Below are 23,198 nucleotides of genomic sequence, written 5' to 3' on the forward strand. Positions count from 1 at the left end.
ATCCGTTCGCTTCATGAGGAGAACGACTGGCATGCGACACCGCCACCGCAGAAGACTCACTGCCTCTGCCAGCGCCAATGGCCTCGCCCGTCGGCACGGCTAGGTTGTAACGCCTCTCACCGCTCTCCCGGCGCCACTGGGCCATCGGCTTGAACTCCGGCTCCCGCTCCGCATCAATGTCCTCCCGAGCCGCCTTGTAATAGGACGAGAGCCGCTCCATTTGCTGGATCGCCTCATCGCGCTTCGTGGTCGACTCTTTGAGAACGGTGGCCTTCAGATCCGTGTCGCCATGAGCTGACGCCCGATCAACCGGTTTCGGCACGGCGGCCTTCGCCTCGGTCAGCGCCTGACCGGCGTTCACCATGTGGTCGCCTACCGCGCTCGTGAAGGCTCCCAGTCGAATGACCTCTCGCGAGAAGCCGTCCGCCCATTCCTGGAAGCCCCGCGCGCCCTCGCCTTTCCACTCCACTCGGGCGACGTAGCGTCGTAGTTCACGACCGATCGCCCGGACCTTCGGCGCCGCGTCACTGAGCGCGTTTCCCGCGCTCGTCAGCTCGCCGGGATTCGCGTCGGCGACCATCGCGTACAGCTCTTCGAGGGACCGGCCCTCGAACTCTCCCTTTCCCAACGCCCTGCTCCCCGCTAGCTGTTAGCTGTAGGCCGAGCCGGAGCCCCCGGTGGACCCGTCTCCCGTATCCCGCTTCGCGGCCGCCTCCTCATTCGCCGACTGGCCGTCGGCTGACTGCGCGTAATCCTTTTCGGCTCGCCTCTGGAGCTCAGCGAACCGGGCCCGCTGGTCGGCGTCCACGCCGCCGTAGCCGCGGTCGGCGATCTGGACCGCGATACCCAGCGCCTCAAGCTGATCGCCCAGTGTCCGCGAGAACTTCTCCAGGCGGGCGTGGACCTTCTCGTACATGCTCGCCAGGTCGTCGGCGGCTCCAAAACCCTTGCCGTAGGCGGCCCGGGCGATTTTCTGGTCGCCGATCTTCGTCTTCGATGCCGACGACTTCTCCAAGTCGGTCAGGATCTGGTCAATGCGCCCCTTGAAGTGCGCGAGGGTCTCAGCCTCGCGCACGAGGTTGGGGCCACCTTGAGCTCTGGGATTGTCCGATTCGCCCATCTCGCTCCGCCTCCCCCTACGCCGTAGATGACGTCGCGTACCACTCTAACCACTCCGTGCTACCTCGCGCGCAGGGGTAGGGCGAACAAGACGGGGCTCACTACCGCTCGGACAGGGGCGGCGAACTGGCGATTCAGGGTGACTGTCGTGTCATCTGACAGGCAGCCAAACGAGTGACTGGCTAGGGCGTGTCGGCGCCCGAACGAGGTGGTGTCGCCCGGGCGTTCCGCGCAGCGGGGGCGCGGCGGCACCCGCTGCCATGCGATGCCATGTGACGCCAAAGCAGAGGGGGCGGGCACCAGTTGGTGTCCGCCCCCTCTGCGTGGGGAAACGTCAGAGCAGTCAGGGGCCGAAGGCCAGAATGAGCTTCTCGCCTTCCTCGGAGCCCGTCAGGCGCTCGGAGGCCATATAGAAGCGGCCCTCGTCATCGAGCACCCGCCGCGTGCGGTAAAAACCGTCCTCGGTCTTCCGGGTCGCCGCCGGGAGTTGCAGCACCGTCTTCTTCGGCGCACCGCCACTCGGCGAGATGCTGACGAGCGCACCGGCCTTGTCGTAGGTCGGCTCCTGGTAGGCGATGAGGTTCTTACCGTCCATACGGAGCGGGGACATCATTTTGCCGTCGGCCTTGGACTCCCACTTCTTCTTGCCCGTATCGAGGTCGAAGGCGTGGATTTCGGTGGTGAGGCCGCTGCCGCTGCTGTCCATCTTCGTCGGCAGGTAGAAGGTGTCGTCCGACGCGACGACTCCCTGACACCCGCCCATGTTGGTGCCGAAGATGTCCATCCCGCAGTCGGGCTGGTAGCTCTGCTTGCCGGGATCGAGGGCGGAGCGTTCCTTGCCGCCCTCCTTGAGGGCGATGATGCCGCCGGACTTCCGCTTTTCATCGACGAGATGAATCACCACCGGGCTGGTGGAGTAGACCTTGGTGACCTCGTACCCCTTACGGACCGGGAACGTCCATTTGACCTTTCCGGTGGCCGGGTCCATCTTCTGCAGCTTGGCTGTGCCGTCGGTGCAGGAGTAGGCACGCAGCAGGGCCTTGCCGCCGGCGAAGCCCTTGACGGAGCAGGAGGCGCTGAGCTCTTCCGACTTCAGCTCATCACCGTTCTTGAGGTCGACCATCGCCGAGCCGCCGAACCATGACAGTCCGACGCCGTTACCGCTCTGGGCGATCCCCATGCTGGAATAGCCCTCACCGAACAAGCCGCCCTCAGGAGCGGGCTTGTCCCAGACTTTCTTTCCAGCCTTCATGTCGATCAGCGCGAGCTGACTGCATTCGTCTTTCTTGCGGCCCTGGTACGCGATGACGACCTTGCCGTCGTCAGTGGCGTTGGTCGGTGCCGCGCACACGTCCTTGGGAAGCGGGACGTTCCACTTCTCTTCGCCGTCGTTGGTGTACGCGATCACCTTGTCCTTGAGAGCCTTGACGACATAGTCGTCCATGACCCAGAAGCCAGGAATGTCGACACCGCTGCTGGGGACCTTCGGTGCGGGAGTCTGGAAAAGGACCTTCGCTTCGCCTTCCTGGCGCATTTCGTTGGGGTCCACCTCTTCTTCCTCCGGGCTCGCGGTCTCCTCGTCCGTGCCCTTGGTCGGCTCGGACGTCTCCTTCTTCTTGTTGTCGGAACTCTGGCTGGCCTTGGGCTTCTTGTCGCCGTCGTCGCCGCCCACGATGGCCCAGACGGCACCACCAGCCGCGAGGACCACTGCCACGGCCACACCGATGATGAGCGCCGTGCGCTTCTTGCTCTGGCCGTTCTGGCCACCGCCCGGGGCGCCCATGCCGGGCGGACCGTACGGCGACTGCCCCGCCGGCGGGTAGCCGTACTGCGGCGGCTGTGCGTACGGGTTCTGCTGGGTCGGCTGCGCGTGCCCGGCGGGACTGCCCCACCCTGGGGGCGGTGCGTCTGCGGGCGGAGGAGGCGGAGCCACCGGAGGCGTCGGCGGACCAGAAGGCGGCACCGGCGGCTGATACCCGGGCGGCTGCTGAGGAGCGCCGAAGCCACCCTGCGACGGCTCCTGCGGTGCGCCAAAGCCACCAGACGGCGGTTGATTGGGGGGCGGGGGCGGCTGCGACATGAGCGCCTAACCTCTTTACGCGGGCCCGCCGACCGATCGGCCTCCCCCCGCAATTCGGATGAACTATCCCCCGAAAAGGAGCGAATCGGTCACAGGACCCACCATGCAACGACAATCTAGCGGGGGTTCTTTCTACCATTCTCAGCCAAGATTGCACCGGCGAGGTAATGGACCACAGGCCACGGGGGTGATATACCGCCCCGAAACGGCTCATTGGCAGCCGGGCGCATGACGGTGCGCCGCGAGCCGCCGCCCAACACCCCGCTCGCGCGGCCCCGTACCGGCTGCCCCGTCATCGCACGGCGCCCCCGCCCCGGCCGTTCGCACGATGCGCGTGGGCCCCATGCCGCGGGTAGCCGGGCTCTCAGATCTGGCGAGCCCGTCGACGGCGGTTCCGGTCCCGGAGGACGACGGCGGTCCCCATGGTGACCGCGACGACCACCGCCGCCGCGCCCAGCGCGTACGTCGCGAGCCGCTCGCGCCGTTCCTGCGGCGTCTCTCCCAGGGTGAGGGTGGCCGGCTCAGGAGCGCTCTGCCCCTCCGCTCCGACCCGGTCGGGCGTGGGCGCCGTGATGGGCTGCCCGTCGCCGCTCAGGGCGCGTACGGGGTCGACAACGCCCCAGCCGACGTTGTTGTCGCGGCCGTTGATGGACCGGTCAGCGGTCTGCTTCATCTGGGCGACGACCTGCCGCTCCGTCCAGTCCGGGTACTTGTCGCGCAGCAGCGCCGCCACGGCGGCCACGTACGGGGCGGAGAAGCTGGTGCCGTTGTCGACACACTGCCCGTTGCCAGGCACCGTGGAGACCACGTCGACACCTGGCGCGGCGACCCCGACGAAAGGGCCCCGCTGCGAGAACGGCGCGCGTTCGTTGTTGCGGTCGGAGGACGCTACGGCCAGGACACCGGCGTAGGCCGCCGGATAGGTCTCCTTGACCTTGCTGTCGAGGCCGTCGTTGCCCGCCGAAGCCACGACGACGATGTCCTTGCCACGCGCCTCCTGGACGACCTGGGCCAGCTCCGAGTGGTGCGACAGCGGCTTGGCGGTGTCCTGGGAGATGTTGATGACGTCGGCTCTCTGGGCGATCGCGTGCCTGATGGCCGTCACCATGGACTTCGTCGTGCCGGTGCCCTTCTCGTCGTTCTGCCTGATCGGGATGATGGTCGCGGCCGGTGCGAGGCCGACGAAGCCGGTGCCCGCACGCGGACGGGCCGCGATGATGCCCGCGACCTTCGTGCCGTGGCCCGCTGCGTCCGCCGTGGGGTCCTTGCCCTTGCCCTCGCCCAGCAGGTCGAGTCCGCTCTTCTCGTCCACGGCCTCGGCCAGCTGCGGGTTCTTGTCATCGACTCCGGTGTCGATGACCGCGACGCGTACGCCCGTCCCCTTGGCCTGCTGCCAGAGCTCGTCGAGGACAACCCGCTGCAACGGCCATGGGCGCGCCGCGAACTGCTTCTTCATCGGATAGGTGCACTCGCCGCTGCCATCCAGCGTCAGGGCCACGGCACCGCCCCGTACGACGGGAGATCCGCCATCGGCGACAGTGCGCTGGTCCTCGTCCCGCACGGGTGGTGTCCCGCCGGTGCGCGCACCGGCGGCAGGCGGCGCCGCGACGAGTGCTGTCAGCAGGGCGGCAGCGACCAGTGCCACCGGTTTGGCTGTCTGCCGCACCGTCCCCATCGTGTGTCCCTCTCTCCAGCTCCCCGAGCGCCCGGTGCGCTCCGCCCCGTGCCCCGTGCCCCACGCTCCGTGCTCCGTGCTCCGTGCTCCGTGCGCCACGCTCGGCCGCACCGCCGCCCCGTGCTCCGTGCCCCACCGCACCGCCGCCCCGTGCTCCGTTCCCCGTGGCCCGTACGCCGCACTCCCCGCCCCCCACGTCGCGCGCGCCCGCACGCGCCGCGTTCCTGTCTCCGCCCACCATCCACCCACCGTTGCCTGCCGCCGGGTGGCTCCGTCGCTCCCGGCGGCTACGAGCCTTGCGGTTGCAGCGCGGCATTGGTGTCCAGGCGTGGCCCTCTGGCCAGGAACTGCGACCACTCGGTCGGTACCCGCACTGGTGTGACGTCCTGGTATCCAAGCCGGATGCGCGCCTGGTCGTGTTCCTGCCGGTTCTGCTCCTCCGGCTTGTCCGGCTTCCCGTCCGTCCCGATCTCGCTCTTCTCGGCGCTGCTGTCGTTGTTCGCCTGCACGGCATACCGCAGCCCCGTGTCAGTCACCAGGAAGAGTGCGCCGGACTCCGACTTCGAGCCGCTGACCTGACGGTAGAACAGCCCGGTCCCGGGGGTGACGTAGGTGGTGCTGCCGCCCTCCACGACCGTCGCGGGGAAATGCTCACCGGCCCAGGTGCTCAGTCGCGTCGAACCGTCGGCGCCCACGTCGCGCAGCACGCTGCACACCGTGTCGCGAGCGCCCCCTCCAACGGAGGAGTCAGCGGAGTTCACCGCCTTGACGACCGATCGCGGCCAGTCGTACTTCCCGTAGAACGCCTCATCGGGTCCAGCTGGGTGGAACGCGCCAGCGTCCACTTCCTTGGCCTTGGTCTGCCGCAGTTCGACCAGCTGTGGCGAGACGAGGAGCAGCTTGGCGGTGAAGTCGGACACGGGGACGACCTTGCCGCGCAGGACCACGTACTGCTGTGATCCGGTGCCGGTATCGGCCTTCAGTACGGTGCCGACGATGTTCTCGCTCGGCTGGAGCCCGTCGATCCCGGCGTCCACCCCGACGCCGCCCGGAATCATCGGGAAGGTGATCGGCGTCTTGTCGTGGAGGGTGGCCAGCCAGTCGTCGGTGACGCGCTGCGGGGCGGAGGGCCGGGCGACCGTGCGCACCAGCAGCTCGCCCTCGTCGTCGGAGTAGTCGGCCGACCGCGAGCGCCAGTCGCGCCCGCCGATCAGGTACTTGCCGCCGCTCGCGTCCACCAGGTAGCGCGCACCGTCCTGTCCCTGTACGTACAGCGCCTCCCCGGCGCTCAGCCGGTCCTCGCCCTCGGTCCGCGACGCCTCACGCTCGGCGAAGACGAACAACGCGTTCTGCACCGTCTTCCCGCGCCCGCCGGGCTGCTCGCAGACCGCCCAACGCTTGGCCTTCCCGGCCTCGTCCGCGCCGGGCAGCCGGTCCGGTGCGTAGGGGATGCCGAGCGTCGGGCCGTGCGGGATCTTGCCGTTGTCCAGCTCCTTCTCGTCCACCTTGATGACCTTGCCCTTGGTGGGGTCGAGGAGGAGCTTGGCGGAGGACAGGTTGAGGACGGGGTGCAGCTGGGCTTTGCCCTTGGTCTCCAGCACCACGTACCGGGTGGTGGAGTCGCTGCCGATGATGACGTTCGCCTTGGGCGTGTCCCAGCCCTTGGGCGCCTTGGGCTTGAACATGCCCCAGGCGCCGAACCCGGCGAGGATGAGCGCGCCGATGATGACTCCGGGCAGCACCGCGCGCAGTGGCCGGGGGGCGCCTTCCTCCGTGCCGGAGGGAGAGGGTTGGAGGAAGGCGGCGACGGTGCGCTTCTTGGCGAAGGTGTACGCGTTGAGCTCATCCCGCCGTGATGCCATGGACTTTGTTTCTCCCCCACGCTGGAACCGTGTAGCCGCCGTGCTCGGCTGGCGCTCCCCGGGGCCTGCGGGCCGCCGTCGTCAGACCAGCCCCCTACTATGCCGGTTGAAGGTCAACACGTGGTGTGCGGGTTCGCTTCGTACAAGGTTGTACAGCCATGGCATGGGGGCGTGGGCGCTACGGTCTACGGTCGTCGCGCGCGACCGGGAATACGGACCAAGGTCCGGTGACTCGGGGGTCGAGAACATTCGGGCGGGGCATGCCGGAGAGCGGGGCTTGGGGCCGTAGGCGCGCGCCTACGCGTGGCGCGGTGTTGAGGGGACGCCGGAGCTGGCGGCGACCAGGCCCAGAGCGAGGCAGGACCGGCGGGGCGGGGATCAGGGGCCGAGGGCGGAGCTGGGGGCGATGGCGGGAGCAGCGGTGGCGGGTGCGGCAGTGGCTGGCGGGACGGCCACGAGAGGTGTGACCACTCCGGGGCCAGGAGCGACAGGGCCGGCAGGGCCTGGCACGGCCGCGGCGGCGCAGACAGCCGCACCGCGTACGGCGGCGCGGGGCGGCGGATTCAGCGCGTTCCCCCTGCGCCAGCTTGTCCTGCTGGAAGTCGCGGCCGCCGTGCTGCTCGTGGCCTGGGTCGTGGACACGCTGCTGCTTGTCCCTGCCGGCGCCGTCGCCGCGGTCCTGGTCTTGCTCGCCGTGGTGCGTCGGCATCGAAGGTCCTTGCCGGAGTGGCTGGGCACGGCGCTGGCGCTGCGGCGCCGTAATCGACGGGCGGCGGAGCCCGTGCCGACGGGAACGGACGCCGGTCTTGCCCCGGTGCTTGAGTGCGACCCGGCGTTGCGGACCTGCTCGTTCACCGATCGCTCGCGACGCGACGTCGGGATGATCGGCGACGGGACGTTCCTGACGGCGGTCCTCCGAGTGGAGGCCGCGGACGCCGGGCTGCGGCCACGAGGTGGCGAGCGTTCGCTGCCGCTCGGGCTGCTGCGCGACGGCATGGACGTGGACGGCATCCGGCTGGAGTCCGCGCAGGTCGTCCAGCACACGCAACCGGCGCCCGCCCCGCACCTTCCGGAGCAGGCGGTGGCCGCGCGCAACTACGCGCTGCTCCAGGCGCGGACAGGCGCGCCCGCGTTGCGTATCACCTGGGTCGCGTTGAAGCTCGACCCGGAGCTTTGCCCGGAGGCGGTCGAGGCGCGCGGGGGCGGGCTGGAAGGCGCGCAGCGGTGCCTGCTGCGCACCGCCGACCAGTTGGCGAGCCGGCTGACCGGTGCGGGGTTCCGGACGACGGTGCTGTCAGAGGAAGAGCTGATCTCGGCGGTTGCCGCCGCCGCGTGTGCCAATCCCATAGCCGCCGTGCCCAACGGGCCCGATGGCACACCAGCGCGGCGGACCGTGGAAACGCCCCGCACCTGGCGCTGTGACGACCGTCGCCACACGACGTACTGGGTGGGCCGCTGGCCCCAGTTGGGAACGGCTGCGACGCCGCTGCCCCAGCTCGTCGCCGCGCTGACAGCCGTGCCGGTGCTGGCGACCACGTTCAGCCTGACGTTGAGCCGAGGCGGCAGCAAGGAAGCCGTCATCAGCGGGCACGTCCGGATCACGGGGCGCAGCGATGACGAACTGGTGTGCGCGCGGCGGGAACTGGAGCGTACGGCGCGCGAGGCCAAGGCCGGTCTCGTACGACTGGACCGCGAGCAGGTTCCGGGTGTTCTCGCCACGCTTCCACTCGGAGGGACCCGCTGATGACCACACCACCTTCATCACCTTCCACGCCCGGGCCTGGAAGCCACGGGTACTACGGCGGGGCCGCGACGGGTGCCGGAGCCCCGGCGCCCGCCACCGGCCCGTACAGCTCCCCGGGCCGCTACGGGACCGGAGCCGGGACCACGGCGTATGGCGCTCCGAGCGCTTCCGGCCCGGCCAACGTGCCAGGAGCCTCCGCGCCCGCCGGCCATGGAGCGGGCACCGGACATGCGCCGAGCGCCGGTCAGGGAGCCGGGGCGCAGGCCGCGCCACCCGCGTTCGCGCCAGGGGCCTCGGCCTCCGCGACCTCGACGACCGGCGCGACAGCTCCGGTTACGGGTGCCACAACGCCGCTTGTGCGCATGCCTTCAGGCATCGGCGCTCCCGCCTCCGGTCAACGGCCGCCTGGGGCGCGGGTTCCCGCGCCGTCCGGGCCGGGCGCACCTGACTCCGGCGCCTCAGCGGGTGCCGGTCGGCGCGGTGTTCGCGCCCGCTTCGGTTTCGGTCTCCTCGGGCCGCGTCGCGACCGGCACACGCTGTCCGCCGAGCAGCTCGCCGCGCTGTCACTGCCCATCGGCGATTACGGTGTCGTGATCGGCACCGACCAGCAGCAGGTCCCCGTGGCGCTGGGGCTCAATCGTCCAGCTCCCTTTGATGCGGTGCTGATTGGCGGTCTGTGGACCGCTCAGGTCATCGCGCTGCGCACGGCGGGCACGGGCACCCGGGTGGCCGTGGAGACGGGGCGCGCGCAGGCGTGGGCGAGCCTCGTTCAGGCGGCGGGTGGCGGACACCCCTGCATGGTCACGCACGAGGTGGGGCGAGTGGCGCCACAGGGGCCGTCGGTGCGCAGCCCTGTTCTCGTCGTACGGGACTGCGGCATGCGTCCGCCGCGAGGCCGGGTGGCCTCCGCCCCGTGGCAGTCCGTTGTGACCCTTCTGCCCTATGTCAGCCCCGTCGCTCCCCGGCTGCTGGAACATGCCGCGCTCGTCGGAATCCAGCGGGTGTCGCCCGAGGAGGCAGTGGAAGTGGGGCGCGTCATGGCACTGCCGCGAGCGGATGTGGAGGCCCTGTCCTCGCTCCCGGACTGGGTAACTCTGTGGTGTACGCGGCGTTCGCGGCAGTATGTGACGTTGCGGGCCACGGAGGCCGAGACGGGGTTGCTGGGCGCTCCGCGCCGGGTGGACTGAGGCAAGCCAGGCCAGACGTACACTGCCGGTCACCCTTGGGAGACGAGGGGCCGGGGGCGGGCCTGACGCTGCTGCGCGCATGGTGATTAGTCTTGGTGTGTGGGGCGGGAAACCTGATCATGGTCGCTCCGCGTCACAAATGGGGGAACGCCGAGCGGTCGTACGACGGGAACGGTCGAGAACGGTCGGCCCGCCGAAACATTCAAGGGTGTTCGACCACACCAGCAGGAGGCATTGTGAGCAGCGATCGGGACGAGATCCACACGGGTGGAACCACCCCGGGCGAGGATCAGTCCGACGCGGACGCCGAGCACACGGGCGAGTTCACCATCGACTACACCCCGCCCGCTTGGTATACGCAGAACGCTGCGGCCTCTTCGCCCTCCTCGTCGTCTTCGCCGTCTTCGTCGTTTTCGTCACCGCCGCCTCCGACGGCGTCGTCCTCGACATCGGCGTCTTCTTCGTCGTCGTGGCCCTCCCCCCCGCCGTCGGCCCCTCCCGCGCCTCCCGCGCCTCCGACGACCGCGCCGACCGCGGGCGCGTACGACGCGTCGAACGCCACGGATTCAGCGGATTCCAACGCCGGGGATTCACCGGTGACGCTGCCGCCACCGACCGGCAGCCCGGTAGCCGTCCCTGGCTTGCCGCAGCCGGAGACGTTCCCGACGTCCTGGTCGCCGCCGACGGTGACGCCCCCCTCCGATCCGTCTGAGACGGCGCCGCGGACGCCGCACGACAGCGCGGCGGACGCCGCCCCGAAGGCACCGGGCCAGGGCCTTGCCTCGGACGAGGATTCAGGCGCCTCCCCCAGCTCCGGCTCCGAAGCGAGTGGCGCGGGGGCGGCGTCGGTGCCCGACCTGCCCGGGCTGCCCGGTCCGGTGGGTGCCACCTCGGACGAACGGGGCGGTGCCGACCCTGGTCCGGAGCTCACTGGGGCGGGCGAGGCCCGGTCGGCCGGTGACTCGTCGTCGGCCGGTACGGCAGAGCCCGCCGCCACCGGTGAGCCGGGCTCCGCGCCGGAGGCATGGAACGCCGGGAGCGGCGACGGGGCGTCAGCCGCAGCTGATGATGAGAACCGAGACGCGATCAGCATGGCGCCGTCCACCGCCGGCACGCCGAGCGCCGCGGGCACCGACGACTCGCGCGGCTCCCTCGACGGTGGCAGCAGCGCCGGGGAGGACGGGGCGAGCACCGACGCCGGTGCGGGGACGGGTACGGCCGCTGCCGGGCAGGGTGATGTCCCCAGCTATGCCACGATGCGCATCTCGACGGCCTCACTGCGCCGTGAGTTCGCCGAACTGGCGGCGAGCGAGGGCGCCCGTGGCATCGGGGCCGACGAGGCCGCGGACGGACGGAACGAGTCCCAGGGCCCGGGAAGCGCCGAACCGGCCGACGCGCCGTCCCCGGCTTCCGGACCGGCGGACACACCGCCCGTAGCCGGTGCCGAACCGCGAGACGCGGCACCGCGCGACGCCGTCGCTCCGCGGGACGCACCGCAGCCGGTCCCGCAGACGCCGCTCTACGCGTCCACCGACCGGCCCGCGAGCGCCTGGACTCCCCCGGCCGCCCCGCACACCGGGCTGCCGCCGCTGCCGCCGAACTTCGAGCCCGCCACGCCGCCCAGCACGCACCAGCAGCCTGGCTCCGTACCGGCGCCCGAGGCAGCGGGCGGCCCTGCCACGCCTCCCGCCTCCGGCACCCCCTGGGGCTCGCCCTCGCGGGGCGGCCACACGCCGCACTCGTCCGGCGCCTCCGGTGCTCCCGTCCATGGCACGGCGCCCGGCGAGGCCGCGCCGTCGGACACCGCGCCGCCGAGCGATGGCGCGTCCGTGCCACAGCGGCAGAGTCAGGACTGGGCGCCGCCCGCTCCGAACGCTCAGGCCCAGCCCGGCGTCGCACCGCCGCCCGCCCAGCAGCAGCCGGCCCCCAACACGGTGCCGCCACAAGGCGGTTACGGATATCCGCAAGCGGGCGCGCCCGGTCACGCGCCGTACCCCGGTGCGTCCCAGGCGCCCGGCACCGGCCAGCAGCCGCCCGCCGCACAGCAGGCTCCAGCCGCTCATCAGGCTCCCGGTCCGGGCCGGCCACCGGCGGCTGGCGCACAGGGCCAGGACCCGAGGAGCGCCGGTGGCCCGGGCCAGCACGGGGGCTACGGTTTTCCGCAGCCCGGCGCTGCCCCGGCGCCTCAGGCGAACCCGGCGAACACGCCGGGCGCCCCCTACGGAGCGGCAGGCCCGGACGCCGCTGCCCCGTCGGCTGGTTACGGCTACCCGCAGCCCGCTACCGGTGGCGTAGCCGCTACGGGCGGCCCTGTCGGCTCAGGAGCCCCGGCGGGCCAGTTCCCGCCGCCCGCAACCAACCCGGCTGAGGCTCCCGCCCCGCAGCAGCAGCCGTTCCCGGCTCAGCAGGGCCAGCCCGGCCCCGGGCCGGACGCCGCCGCTCCGCAGGGCGGTTACGGCTTCCCGCAGCAGGGCGCCACCGGCGCTCAGGCGAACCCCGCGGCAGCCGTCGGCCCGAACGCCGCCGCCGCGCAAGGCGGTTATGGCTTCCCTCAGCAAGGCGCGCCTGGCACCGCCCCGGCGCACCAGCCGGGTGGCCCCGGACAACCGGCCCAGCACGGGCAGCAGCCCGGCGCCCAGGCGCCCGGTGCGTCCGGCACTCCCGGATACCCGCAGCCCGGTGCCATCGCCGATCCGCGTTCCGGTGAATGGCCCACCGCACCCGCCGACCCGCGGCAGCGTACGGGGCACGGGGCCGGGGCCCCGCTCGGCTACACCGCCGCGGTGGAGCTGTCCGCCGACCGGTTGCTGCGCACCAAGCAGAAGCCCAAGAGGCAGAGCAACAACGCGGGTTCGCGGTTCAAGCTCGGCGGCAAGAAGGAGGAGGCGGAGCGGCAGCGCAAGCTGGAGCTGATCCGTACGCCCGTGCTGTCGTGCTATCGCATCGCCGTCATCAGCCTGAAGGGCGGCGTCGGCAAGACCACGACGACCACCGCTCTCGGTGCGACGCTCGCCACCGAGCGCCAGGACAAGGTCATCGCGATCGACGCCAACCCGGACGCCGGGACACTGGGGCGCCGGGTCCGGCGTGAGACGGGAGCGACGATCCGCGACCTGGTCACCGCGATCCCGTATCTGAACAGCTACATGGACATCCGGCGGTTCACCTCACAGGCGCCGTCCGGGCTGGAGATCCTCGCCAATGACGTGGACCCGGCCGTCTCGACGACGTTCAACGACGAGGACTACCGCCGCGTCATAGAGGTGCTCGGCAAGCAGTACCCGATCATCCTCACCGACTCGGGCACCGGTCTCCTCTACAGCGCCATGCGCGGCGTCCTCGACTTCGCCCACCAACTCATCATCATCTCGACGCCCTCCGTCGACGGTGCGAGCAGTGCGAGCACCACGCTGGACTGGCTGTCGGCCCACGGCTACGCCGATCTCGTTTCCCGCAGCATCACCGTCATCTCCGGTGTCCGCGAGACCGGAAAGATGATCAAGGTCGAGGACATCGTGTCGCACTTCGAGACGCGCTGCCGCGGCGTCGTCGTGGTGCCGTTCGACGAGCACCTGGCGGCAGGCGCCGAGGTGGACCTGGACATGATGCGGCCCAAGACCCGGGACGCGTATTTCCACCTCTCGGCCATGGTCGCCGAGGACTTCGCACGGGTTCAGCAGGAACAGGGCCTGTGGACGGCCGACGGCAACGCCCAGCCGCCGCACCTCCCCCCGCCGCTGCCCGGTCAGCAGGGCGGCCAGCCGGTGGCAGGGCAGCAGCAGCCCGGGTACCCGCAGCACCAGCAGCAGCCGGGGGGTTACGCTCCGCCCCAGTCGCCTCCGGCGGGGCAGGACCAGCCAGGGCAGCAACCCCCGCCGCAACAGGGCTACCCACAGCAGCCGGGCCCCCAGCAGGGCCAGAGCTGGCAGCAGCAGCCCCCGGTTCCGTACCCCGGCCAGCAAGCACAGCCGGGACAGCAGGGGCAGCAGGCCGCCGCCCCCAGTCAGCCGGGGCAGCAGGCTCAGCCCGGTCAGCAGCCCCCGTACGGCTACCCGCAGGCTGGGCAGCCCAGCCCCGCTCCGTACCAGCAGCCGGGACAAGGCGACCAGCAAAACCCCCACCAGGACGGCTGGCCGCAGCCCCCGGCGGCGCCGCAGCAGTAACGGGCGGAGCCGGGCAGCGACCGGCGGCCAAGTGCCAAGGCGTGACCGGAGGCCTGGCTGAGGCGTGACCGGAGGAGCCTGAGGAGGAGGCAAAGGGCGAGGCCCGCACCGTACGGACGGTGCGGGCCTCGTTCTGCTCCGTGTCAGCCGGTTCGACCGGACACAGCCGGGCGTGTCAGCCGGCCAGGCCGCTGTCGTGCGCCTCGACCAGTTCCCCGGCGCGCTTGACGTCGATCGCCATCCGCTCAAGCAGCGCCTCGATCGACTCGAACTTCTCCTGCCCGCGCAGGAACACGAGGAAGTCGACCTCCACGTGCATCCCGTAGAGATCGAGCCCGACGCGGTCGATCGCGTACGCCTCCACGGTCCGTTCGGTCCCGTTGAACTGGGGGTTCGTTCCCACCGAGATGGCCGCGGGCATCCTTTCGCCGTCCGCCGTCAGCCACCCGGCGTACACGCCGTCGGCAGGGATCGCGGTATGCGGAAGGGTCTCCAAGTTGGCCGTCGGATAGCCGAGTTCACGGCCACGCTGAGCACCGCGCACCACTACACCCTCGACCCGGTGCGGCCGTCCGAGGACCTCCATGGCACCCGCCACGTCGCCCTCGGCGACCAGCTTGCGGGTCAGAGTGGAGGAGAACGGCTCGCCGCCGCCCGCCTCGCCCCGTTCGTACAGGTCGATGATCTCTACGTCGTAGTCGTACACCCGGCCGAGTTCCCTCAGCAGATCCACGTCTCCCGCCGCCTTGTGGCCGAAGCGGAAGTTGGGTCCCTCGACGACGACACGGGCGCGCAACTTGTCGACCAGAACCTTGACGACGAACTCGCTGGGCGGCAGCTTCGAGAACTCCGCGGTGAACGGCAGCACCAGCACCGCGTCGACGCCCAGCTCAGCCATCAGCTCGGCGCGCCGGTGGTGCGGAGCGAGCAGCGGTGGGTGGCTGCCAGGGCGTACCACCTCGCTCGGATGCGGGTCGAAGGTCACCACGACGGCAGGGATGCCCAGCTCACGAGCCCGCTGAACCGCCCGGCCAATGATCAGTTGGTGCCCTCGATGTACTCCGTCGTAGGAGCCGATGGTGACGACGCTGCGTCCCCCAGGCCCAAAGAAAGCAGCCTCGGGGATGTCCTCCAAGCCACGCCAGCGTTGCACTGTGCCCGCTCCTCGCCCGAACCTTTGTCTGTCGATTACGCAGGTCTAAGACTGCCATGCCCACGGCCCGCGCCTCGCATCACCCACCCACCGGTCCGCGCCGCCCCAGGCGGCAGGCTGCGGGCCGACCTCGAAGGCGGCCCTGTCGCGTGCGTCGCTGCCCGCTCCAGCGTCGGGGCACGGGGCCCCGTGCCCCGTCGTTGCCGCGACATCGGCCGCGCCTCGGCCCCAGGCCGGCTCCGCCCCGTGCTCCGTGCCCCGTGCCCCGTCCGTCGCCGCTCCTGCCGCTCCGTCCCCGTCGCCCGCTCCTGCCGCTCCATCCGCTCCGCGTGCTGCGGGAGTCTCCGGCGCGGGCCGCGTGGGCCGTGCGCCATGCCCCCCGTCCTCGCGGGTGTCCGCCCCGCGCTCCGTGCTCCGTGCCCCGCGCTCCGCGCCCCGTAGGCCCCGCCCCGTGCTCCGTAGTCCCGGTCCGGCGCCGCGCAGATCCTCCTCCGCGCCCCGTAGCAGCTGCTCCATGCCCGGTAGCGGCTGCTCCGCGCCCCGTGGGCTGGGCTCCGCGCCCAGTCCCTCGGGGCACAGCGCCGACCCGTCCGCCGCGCGGCGGCTCGCATCCGGGGCCGCGCCGGCGGCCGTGACTCCTGCCATGTCGCCCGTATGGTCCAGCCGGTCGTCCGCCGCGCCATCCGCCTCGGAGACGGTACGGGCGCGCATGGCCAGGCTGGCGCACTCCCGTCGGGCGCTGGAGCCCACCATCGCCGCCCACTCGCTCGGCGCCGTCTCCAGCCAGCTCCAGACCATGGAGGCGAAGCCCGGCACCTCGCGTGCCAGCTGCGCCAGCCTCCGGTCGAACCAAGCAGCTCCTTCCGGCGTTCGGACGAGCAGCATGCCCGTCTGGTGTACGAGGTCCCGCGTGTGGTCTTCCGCACGCTCGGCGGCGCCCTCCGCCGCCGCTCGCAGCAACGCGTCCAGCACGGCGGCGTTTCCCGCCTCGGTGGACTGCTCGTACGCTCCGTAGCGCTCGCGATCCAGCAGCACAGCCAGCAGTTCCTGCCGCAGGGGCAGTGAGGTGCGCGTCCCCGGGGCAGCGAGGACGGGCGCCAGCGCGCGCCGCACCACGACCGGTTGGCCGCGCAGCATGTCCGCCACGAGCGGGTACAGCACCGCGCGCGCGGCCGGGCCCTGTTCCAGCCTCCGGTCCACGAACGCCGCCACGGACCGAGCGGCCTCAGGGCGGTGCTCGACCAGTTCTCGTACGAGGGTGGCTACCCGCCGCTCCAGCGAGGGCGTGGTCACCTCGGCGAGGACACGCAGCACCTCGTCAGCGCCCTCCCCTGGTTCGTACAGCCGCACCTGGAAGGCGGCGAGCACCGGCTCCGGGTGCGGGTCGATCGCCGCGCCCAGCGCACTCGCCGGCAGGTGCGGATCACCGGCGACGAACCGTGCGACAGCGGCCGGCAGGTACGTGGAACGCTGGACGGGGTCGCGCACGAGGAGGGCGAGGGCCGCACCGTGCAGTGTGCAGTCGGTGGCCCGGGCGAGCAGCGCGAGTGCTGCGTAACGGAGCAGTTCCCGGTCGGCGTCGGTGCGGACCCACGGCACCACGCTGAGCCCGTACGTCGCCGCCGCGACATGTCGCTCGGGCCGTTCGTCGTGCGCCCACCGGTCCACGGCGCGGCACAGTGCGGACGGCTCGTCCTCGGCGAGTGCGGCGAGCAGTTCATCGGCGTGCCGGTGCGCGGCGTTCACCAGCTCCTCGGTGAGGTCATCGATGGAGCGCTGGCGATACGTGTAGAGCAGCGCTTGCGCGGCAGCGGCCACCGTCGGCCGCATGTCCGGCGTTACCGCCGTCCCGGACGTGGCGGGCAGCGGCCTCTCGTCGGGGAACCACCGGCACAGCAGCGGCTGCACAGTGCGGGGGTCGGCGCGGAGCAGCAGTCCGACGGCGGCCAGAAACCGGTCGTCCTGCCGGTCACCTGGCGGCGGTGGCGGGCCGTCGGCGGGCAGCAGCCTACGGAGCAGGTCGATACGGTCGGCCAGTGCGACGGGCAGGCGCAGCCAGAACCACGGCCCGAAGTCGGCGAGCCCTCCGAGCCCAGGAGTGGCGTTCCCATCGAAGCCGCCGCATTGCACGGAGCGGAGTGTGACCCGTTCGGCGAGCGACGTCACGACGTCCAGATACAAGCTCGCGTCGGGCACCCGGAGGAGCACTTCGCCGAGCAGATGCGCGGCCCACCAGGACGCCTCCGTGCCGAGGGGCGGTACGTCAGCACCGGGGGACGGCACATCAGCGGTCGCGGGCAACGGGTCCCGGACATCGTGCGAGAGGTGTGCGCCAGGCCGCGGCGCGCGTGCGGCGGCGAACGGGCCGTCGGCCTCGGGGCGCGTAGCGCTCACCTCGGCAACCGGTCGCTCCGCCCGTCGCGTGGCCGACTGGGGCTCCGTGGCAGCGTGCCCGGACGTCCGCCGGTCACCACCCGGCTGGCGCGGCAGGTCGACAGAGGCTGACGTCCGCTCCGTCGCCGCCCACCCCCCATACCAGCACGAGCGATCCACCGCTGTCACCAATTCGGTGAGCAGAGGGGACAGTTCGCCGGGGCCGGAGCGTCGCCCGACCAGGAGCAGCGCCTGGACCACGGGTCCGATCCGGTGCCGGGGCACCGGAAGCGCGCGGGGCTGTGCGCTTGCCGGGGGCGGAGGCGACGGTGACGGCTCGCAGCTTCCCTCACCAGGGTGCGGCTGACGGGGCTCAGGGGGCCGCGCCGGTGTGGATGCCGCCGCGTTCTTCGGTCCCTGCCAACGGTGGACCAGGGAATGGAGCGCCGCCTTCACATCGAGATGGGTGCCCTGGAGCCAGTCGGCGAACTCCTCATGCGCGAAGCGGTACCCGGCCCCGGCGGGCACCAGCAAGCCCTCCGTGAGGACGGCCGCCGCCCACCCCGATCTCCACGGGAAGACCGCTTCGAAGGACTCCCGGTCGAGTTCGCCCTGGGCCGGGCCAAGGCACCGCCGGGCAGCCTCGTGAACCTGCCCGGAGACCTTCGCGGCGAGCCGCCGTACCGCCGTGCCGCGCAGGGGCGGATGCTCAGCCGCAGCGAGTCGTACGGCGATCCGCAGGCAGACGAGGTCGAGGTAGGCGGCGAAGATCTCCCAACGGTCCGGTGCCGTGCTCTCTGGCGGCTCCGGGCCCCGTCCCGCCCCGTCCGCGCCGTGCTCTCCGCTGGCTCCGGCCCCGGCGCCCGCACGACCGCGAGGATGGCCGTCCGCGCCCGCTCCTCCGCCATCGGCCTCCGCGCCAGCACCAAGCCCGGCACCGGTGAGGCTGCCTTCGCCTCCCGAGCCAGCACGGGCCCCCGGGCGCCCCGTGCCCCATGCCGCCGACGCCCCGTCCACCGCGCCCCATGGAGCCGACGCGCCCGGAAGAGCGGCTCGTACCTCCGCGAACAGCCTGAGTGCGAGCGGATGCCGTTCATCCGCCTTCGCCACGCAGCCAGCGGGGAGGCCGTAGCGCGCTCGGGCGCGCTCGGCCTGCTTCGGCGTGAGGTCACCGAGGCGTACGCAGTCGGGAAGCACCCGCGGCTTCGCCCCGAGGAGCCCGGGGAAGAGCGCCGAGGACGCCCCTGGCCGGGCGGCAGCGGGCTGCCGTGGCCTGTGCAGAGCTCCCGCCGGGAACAGTGGTCCGGCCTGTTCCCAGTGTTCGGGGCGGCAAGCGATGATCAGGCGGGCTCCGGTCTGGCGTAACCACTCGGCCGTCGCCGACGTCCACTGTGGCATCCTCGGTGCGAGCGCCGGCGGCATCTCCTCGGGGCCGTCGAGGAGGATGAGCAGCGGCCTGCCGGCGGCGGTCGCCAGTGTGGCCACGTCGTCCGGGGTCGCGGGCGCGACGTCACCGGCCGCACCGGTCGTACGCGCCTCCGCACGACCCTGGCCGTGGCCGTGCGCATCCTCGCCGCCGTCCCCGTCACCTTCCCCGTCTCTGCTCCGGCTCCCGTTCGCATTCGCGTTCCCGACCGAGGATGCCGCGACGATCCGGCCGGCTTCGCACAGCGTCCGCTCCAGCGCGTCCCTTACGTCGTCGTCGCCGGCCCAGAGGTCCGCGCCGCGCAGCCACACCGTGGGCGCGGGCTCGGGGCCACGCGCCCGGCGCGCGGCGAGGGCGGCGAGTTCCGTCGTACGCCCCGTGCCGGGGTCGCCGACCAGGCCGAGAACGCGTGCGGGACCGGCAGACCCGCGCCCCGTTTCCCGACCTCCGGCACCGCGCCTCTCCCCAGCCCCGGGCCCGTCCCCCGCGCCGCCCGCCGCCCAGCCGCCCGCATCCCCACGCACACCCGCACGCGCGTCCGTCGCTACGCCCCCGCCGACGCCCGCGTCCGCACTCTCCCCCGCGCCCTCGCTGAACCCCGTCTCCACACCCGCCCTCACCGCCGTGGGCGTGTCAGCCTCCGGAGCCTCGTCAGCCGCGCTCTGCGCCGTCCGGTCGGCCTGGAAGCGGTCGAACTCCGCGCGGGTCTCGGGCCGCGCGACGGGTTCACGCCACTGGCGCGCGTCCCCGGCCGCGCCTACCGAGATGGCGGTCAGCTGAAGCGCTCCCGCCAGATTGAGGTCCGCCCCGAACGCGGGCACCGTGGCCCCGTTGCGGGCGAAGAGCGCGGCCAGCGCCCCCGCTGAGGCCACCTCCGCCGCCGTTCGCAAGGGAACGGCGATGCTCTGTGCCCGGTAGCTGGTCTGCAGGGCGGTGCCGAGGACAGCGACAACGGCACCCGTCGTGACGTCGAGGACAGGCGCCCCCGACGCGTACCCGCCCAGCTCGAACCGTTCGTCGTGACCGCTGCGGCTCCTTTTCGACTCGCCCCTGCCCTTGGAATGGCCTACGTCTGCCACGGGGGACACTCCCTGGAGCCGCCCATGGTCCGCGGCGGCGGCCCCAGAACCCGGAGAGCGGCCTCGCACGCAGTCGCCACCACACGCTCCAGCGGTACGGGAGGGGCCACTGCCGCTGGTAAGGCCACCGCCGCTCGGAGGGCACTCTCGGTCACACGTGCCGTCGCGTCCCGGCTCGCGGCCACCGCCGCTGTCACAGTCCACGCCGCCGCATCGGCACTCGGAGCCGCACGCGGCTCCGTACGGCTCCTCTTCGAAAAACAGCTCCAACGCGTCATCCAGCAGGTGAAAACGGTCGGTGGCGGTGTACGTCACCGCGACCTGGCCGACGATCCGCGCGCGGAGCCAACCGTCGTCGAGCAGCAACGCGGCCGCTCCCTCCCGCACCGTCCGGGCCGCGGCGACGGGCAAGGGGGGCGCGGCCAGCCCTGTCGTACGTACGAGCGCCAGATTCGACTCGGGGAGACAGGTGACCGCGTCGGCGTCGACAAGGCACGTGTGGTCACCCGGTGCGTGCAGGACAAGACGGGCGAGGCCGTCCACCGCCTCGTGGCTGGTGACCAGGGTGCCGAGGTCGTCAGCGACAAACCCCAACCCGCGCGGCCGTCCGGCCAGGTCTCGGATGCGTACCAGCGCCCGTTCCGCTTCGGCCAGCCGCACCACCATTTGCCGCACCCTCCCCGCCGAGCGGTCGTGCTCTGCCCACGGGGCCCGCTCTCGCCCCGTGCCCCGAACCGTAGGTGGCGAGTGATCGCGCTGGAAGATCACGAGGCCTGAGCGCCCCCCTTCGCCCCCGTCGTTCGCTCCGAGCGCCCGTCCGATGGGGTGAATCCCGGCCCCAGTACGGATAGGGGCTACGAACGGGGACGGAGCGGCGGTCGCCTGGAGATCAACGGCCTCCTCGCCCGGGCCACTCCACTCGGCCCGGCCCGGCCCGCCCGGCCCACACCGTTCCACCACGGAAAACGCAGCCGGGCCGGTCCCGCCGTAGCGAGTCCGGCCCGAAGGACCTGGCGAGGCTCAGCAGCCAGCCCCGCAGAGCGCGGCCAAGGCCGCCCCGGCCCGTGGCGTGGGCGGAGCAAGGCCAGCAGCCCGTCTCCACGCCCCGCACGGGCGCCCCATGCCCCGTCCCAACCCATATGCGACGCACACACGCCCCGTGCCCCGTACGCCCGCAGGAACTCCGCCGCGTCCCCCTCGCGAGCCCAGCGCCCGGCTCACCGTGCGAAGCACGCACGCGCCCCATGCACAGGCTCCGTGCCCCGTGCCCCGTGCTCCGTCCCCCGTACGCCACTGGAGCTCTGCGCCGTCACTCACCGCCCCGCATCACGGCGCCCGTCGTACCCGCCCCGTACCGCACAGCACACCCCGTACCGACCGGGCGGTCGAGCACCGGCTACGCGAAGACGGCCAGGCTCTTCGCTTTGCCGTCCTGTTCCTCGACGAGCGCCAGGAAGCGGCCGTCAGGGCCGAAGACGGCGATGGGGCCGGCGACTCCCAGCTCCGGAGCGCGGAGCCGGACGCCGTTGCCCAGCAGCCGCGCCTGGTCGGCGTCGACGTCCCAGCGGGGGAAGGCGGCCGCGGCGGCCTCCGCGATCGGGAGGACCGTCAGGGAGGCCTCCAGGTCTGCCAGTGAGTGCGCCCTGTCGAGGGCGTACGGGCCGACCCGGGTACGGCGCAGGGCCGTGAGGTGACCGCCGGTGCCGAGGTCGGCGCCGAGGTCGCGAGCGAGCGCACGGATGTACGTGCCGGAGGAGCAGACGACCGTGACGTCGAGGTCGGCGACATGGGTGCCGTCCTCGGCCACGGCGGCGCGCACCTCGTGGACGGCGAAGGCGGAGACGGTCACCGGCCGGGCCGGGATCTCGAAGTCCTCGCCCTCGCGCACGCGTGAGTACGACCGCTTTCCGTCGATCTTGATGGCGCTGACCTTGGACGGCACCTGCTGGATGTCACCGGTCAGCTTGGCGACGCCCGTGTCGATGGCCGCCCGCTCGACGCCGACGGCTCCGACGGAGCTGGTGATCTCGCCCTCGGCGTCGTCGGTGACGGTGTTCTGCCCGAGCCGGATCGTCGCCGCGTACTCCTTCTCGGTCAACGCCAGGTAGCCGAGCAGCCGGGTCGCCTTCTCGACGCCGATGACGAGCACACCGGTCGCCATCGGGTCGAGCGTTCCGGCGTGCCCGACGCGGCGCGTCCCAGCGAAACGGCGCAGCTTGGCCACGACGTCATGGGAGGTGAACCCGGCGGGCTTGTCCACGATCACCAGTCCGTCGGGACCGGTCCCCTTGCGCTTCATGCTTTCGGGGTGCCCTCGTTCCCGCCCTCGGCGCCGCCCTGTTCAGCGGCTTCGCCGGTGGCGTTCTCGCCTTCGCCCTCGGTGTCGAGGCCGGGGGCGTCGTCGTCCTCCTCCGGCTTGCGGTAGGGGTCGGCGTCACCCGCGTACGCGGCACCGGAGGACGCCTCCCGCACCTGCGCGTCGGCGGCCTTCGCCTTGGCGAGGAGGTCGTCGATGGTGCGGGCGTTGTCGGGCAGCGCGTCGGGGACGAACGTCAGGGTGGGGGTGAAGCGCACGCCGGTCTGACGGCCCACCTCCGTCCGCAGGACGCCCTTCGCGCTCTCCAGCGCGGCCGCCGAGGCGGTCCGCTCCTCCTCGTCGCCGAAGACCGTGTAGAAGACGGTCGCGTCCCGCAGGTCGCCGGTGACCCGGGTGTCCGTGATCGTCACGTAGCCGAGCCGCGGGTCCTTGATCCGGCGCTGAAGGGTCTCCGCGACCACGACCCGGATGCGGTCAGCCAGCTTGCGTGCCCGCGCGGTGTCGGTCATGCGTCTTCTTCTCTCTTCTTCGGTTCACGTATCAGTCGTCGGTCGTCAGCCCCGGTCACCAGGCAGGCATCGCCCGCGGCCGTCAGCGGTGATCAGTCGTCATCGCCATGGAGCCGCCGCCGTACCGACAGCAGCTCCACCTCGGGCCGGGCTGCGACCCAGCGCTCGCACCGGTCGAGTACCTCCGCGAGGTGCCCCGTATCCCCGGAGACCACCGCCAGGCCGATCTCGGCCCTGCGGTAGAGGTCCTGGTCACCGACCTCCGCCACGCTCACCGCGTGCTTACGGTGCAGCTCGGCGACGATCGGGCGAACGATGGAGCGCTTCTCCTTCAGCGACCGGACGTCGCCGAGGAGCAGATCAAAGGACAGGGTCCCTACATACATGGGCGTCCGGTTAACCCGCCGGTTCGGGGTAGCTCCCCGCCACTGCTTGGCAGGGACACCAGAACCGTACACGCAACAGCCGGGGCCGATCGACGGGAATTCTCCCTCCTGCCGCACGCGGGCGG

Annotated in this window: 13 protein-coding genes and 1 pseudogene; 5 read left to right on the top strand and 9 right to left on the bottom strand. The window is 72.1% G+C overall.

From position 1 onward, the window contains the following. Positions 1 to 649: 649 nt before the first annotated feature. From AC5P1B_RS32675 to eccB, 4 genes are all read right to left on the bottom strand, one after another. Positions 650 to 1,075, bottom strand: a complete 426-nt coding sequence (locus AC5P1B_RS32675) for a DUF2563 family protein (protein WP_493891628.1) — start codon at positions 1,073 to 1,075, stop codon at positions 650 to 652. A gap of 387 nt (positions 1,076 to 1,462) precedes the next feature. Next, complete coding sequence (locus AC5P1B_RS32680; protein ID WP_493891629.1) at positions 1,463 to 2,902, bottom strand: outer membrane protein assembly factor BamB family protein; 1,440 nt, start codon at positions 2,900 to 2,902, stop codon at positions 1,463 to 1,465. Between the two features lie 661 nt (positions 2,903 to 3,563). Continuing rightward, positions 3,564 to 4,874: a type VII secretion-associated serine protease mycosin gene (gene mycP / locus AC5P1B_RS32685; protein ID WP_493891630.1), complete on the bottom strand. Its 1,311-nt coding sequence runs from the start codon at positions 4,872 to 4,874 to the stop codon at positions 3,564 to 3,566. Between the two features lie 287 nt (positions 4,875 to 5,161). Further along, positions 5,162 to 6,736 carry a type VII secretion protein EccB gene (gene eccB, locus AC5P1B_RS32690; RefSeq protein ID WP_493891631.1) on the bottom strand — a complete coding sequence of 525 codons (1,575 nt, stop codon included), beginning with the start codon at positions 6,734 to 6,736 and terminating at the stop codon, positions 5,162 to 5,164. A 406-nt stretch (positions 6,737 to 7,142) separates the two neighbouring features. Here eccB and eccE point away from each other — a divergent pair, with 406 nt between their 5' ends. From eccE to AC5P1B_RS32715, 5 genes and pseudogenes are all read left to right on the top strand, one after another. After that, a complete protein-coding gene (gene eccE, locus AC5P1B_RS32695) occupies positions 7,143 to 8,480 on the top strand; it encodes a type VII secretion protein EccE (RefSeq protein ID WP_493891632.1) in 1,338 nt (445 codons plus the stop codon). Between the two features lie 362 nt (positions 8,481 to 8,842). Then, a complete protein-coding gene (locus tag AC5P1B_RS32700) occupies positions 8,843 to 9,667 on the top strand; it encodes a hypothetical protein (RefSeq protein WP_493891633.1) in 825 nt (274 codons plus the stop codon). A gap of 119 nt (positions 9,668 to 9,786) precedes the next feature. Beyond that, a pseudogene (locus AC5P1B_RS32705) lies at positions 9,787 to 9,978 on the top strand (hypothetical protein); the annotation flags it as partial. Positions 9,979 to 10,016: 38 nt separating this feature from the next. After that, the gene (locus tag AC5P1B_RS32710) at positions 10,017 to 10,379 is read left to right on the top strand and encodes a hypothetical protein (protein ID WP_493891651.1); all 363 of its coding nucleotides are present in this window, start codon (positions 10,017 to 10,019) and stop codon (positions 10,377 to 10,379) included. A gap of 379 nt (positions 10,380 to 10,758) precedes the next feature. Then, positions 10,759 to 13,830 (top strand): MinD/ParA family ATP-binding protein, encoded by a 3,072-nt coding sequence (locus tag AC5P1B_RS32715; protein WP_493891648.1) that lies wholly within the window; start codon positions 10,759 to 10,761, stop codon positions 13,828 to 13,830. A 175-nt stretch (positions 13,831 to 14,005) separates the two neighbouring features. Here the strand turns inward: AC5P1B_RS32715 and AC5P1B_RS32720 are convergent, their stop codons facing one another. The 5 genes from AC5P1B_RS32720 to AC5P1B_RS32740 all read right to left on the bottom strand — a co-directional run bounded on the left by AC5P1B_RS32720 (position 14,006) and on the right by AC5P1B_RS32740 (position 23,073). Next, positions 14,006 to 14,983, bottom strand: a complete 978-nt coding sequence (locus tag AC5P1B_RS32720) for a bifunctional riboflavin kinase/FAD synthetase (protein ID WP_493891634.1) — start codon at positions 14,981 to 14,983, stop codon at positions 14,006 to 14,008. Between the two features lie 45 nt (positions 14,984 to 15,028). Then, the gene (locus AC5P1B_RS32725; RefSeq protein WP_493891635.1) at positions 15,029 to 20,527 is read right to left on the bottom strand and encodes a hypothetical protein; all 5,499 of its coding nucleotides are present in this window, start codon (positions 20,525 to 20,527) and stop codon (positions 15,029 to 15,031) included. A 730-nt stretch (positions 20,528 to 21,257) separates the two neighbouring features. Next, the gene (gene truB / locus AC5P1B_RS32730; RefSeq protein ID WP_493891636.1) at positions 21,258 to 22,160 is read right to left on the bottom strand and encodes a tRNA pseudouridine(55) synthase TruB; all 903 of its coding nucleotides are present in this window, start codon (positions 22,158 to 22,160) and stop codon (positions 21,258 to 21,260) included. After that, complete coding sequence (gene rbfA / locus AC5P1B_RS32735; RefSeq protein ID WP_493891637.1) at positions 22,157 to 22,687, bottom strand: 30S ribosome-binding factor RbfA; 531 nt, start codon at positions 22,685 to 22,687, stop codon at positions 22,157 to 22,159. Before rbfA ends, truB begins: the two co-directional genes overlap by 4 nt. Positions 22,688 to 22,779: 92 nt before the next feature. Then, a complete protein-coding gene (locus AC5P1B_RS32740) occupies positions 22,780 to 23,073 on the bottom strand; it encodes a DUF503 domain-containing protein (protein WP_493891638.1) in 294 nt (97 codons plus the stop codon). Between the last annotated feature and the right edge of the window lie 125 nt (positions 23,074 to 23,198).

This window comes from Streptomyces sp. A01 (genome assembly GCF_059026195.1).

Bases quoted from the DNA above. Each gene is read 5' to 3' on its own strand.
- truB (WP_493891636.1), bottom strand. From the start codon at position 22,160: ATGAAGCGCAAGGGGACCGGTCCCGACGGACTGGTGATCGTGGACAAG.
- mycP (WP_493891630.1), bottom strand. From the start codon at position 4,874: ATGGGGACGGTGCGGCAGACAGCCAAACCGGTGGCACTGGTCGCTGCC.
- rbfA (WP_493891637.1), bottom strand. From the start codon at position 22,687: ATGACCGACACCGCGCGGGCACGCAAGCTGGCTGACCGCATCCGGGTC.
- AC5P1B_RS32700 (WP_493891633.1), top strand. From the start codon at position 8,843: ATGCCTTCAGGCATCGGCGCTCCCGCCTCCGGTCAACGGCCGCCTGGG.
- eccE (WP_493891632.1), top strand. From the start codon at position 7,143: ATGGCGGGAGCAGCGGTGGCGGGTGCGGCAGTGGCTGGCGGGACGGCC.
- AC5P1B_RS32740 (WP_493891638.1), bottom strand. From the start codon at position 23,073: ATGTATGTAGGGACCCTGTCCTTTGATCTGCTCCTCGGCGACGTCCGG.
- eccB (WP_493891631.1), bottom strand. From the start codon at position 6,736: ATGGCATCACGGCGGGATGAGCTCAACGCGTACACCTTCGCCAAGAAG.
- AC5P1B_RS32680 (WP_493891629.1), bottom strand. From the start codon at position 2,902: ATGGGCGCCCCGGGCGGTGGCCAGAACGGCCAGAGCAAGAAGCGCACG.
- AC5P1B_RS32725 (WP_493891635.1), bottom strand. From the start codon at position 20,527: ATGGTGGTGCGGCTGGCCGAAGCGGAACGGGCGCTGGTACGCATCCGA.
- AC5P1B_RS32715 (WP_493891648.1), top strand. From the start codon at position 10,759: ATGGCGCCGTCCACCGCCGGCACGCCGAGCGCCGCGGGCACCGACGAC.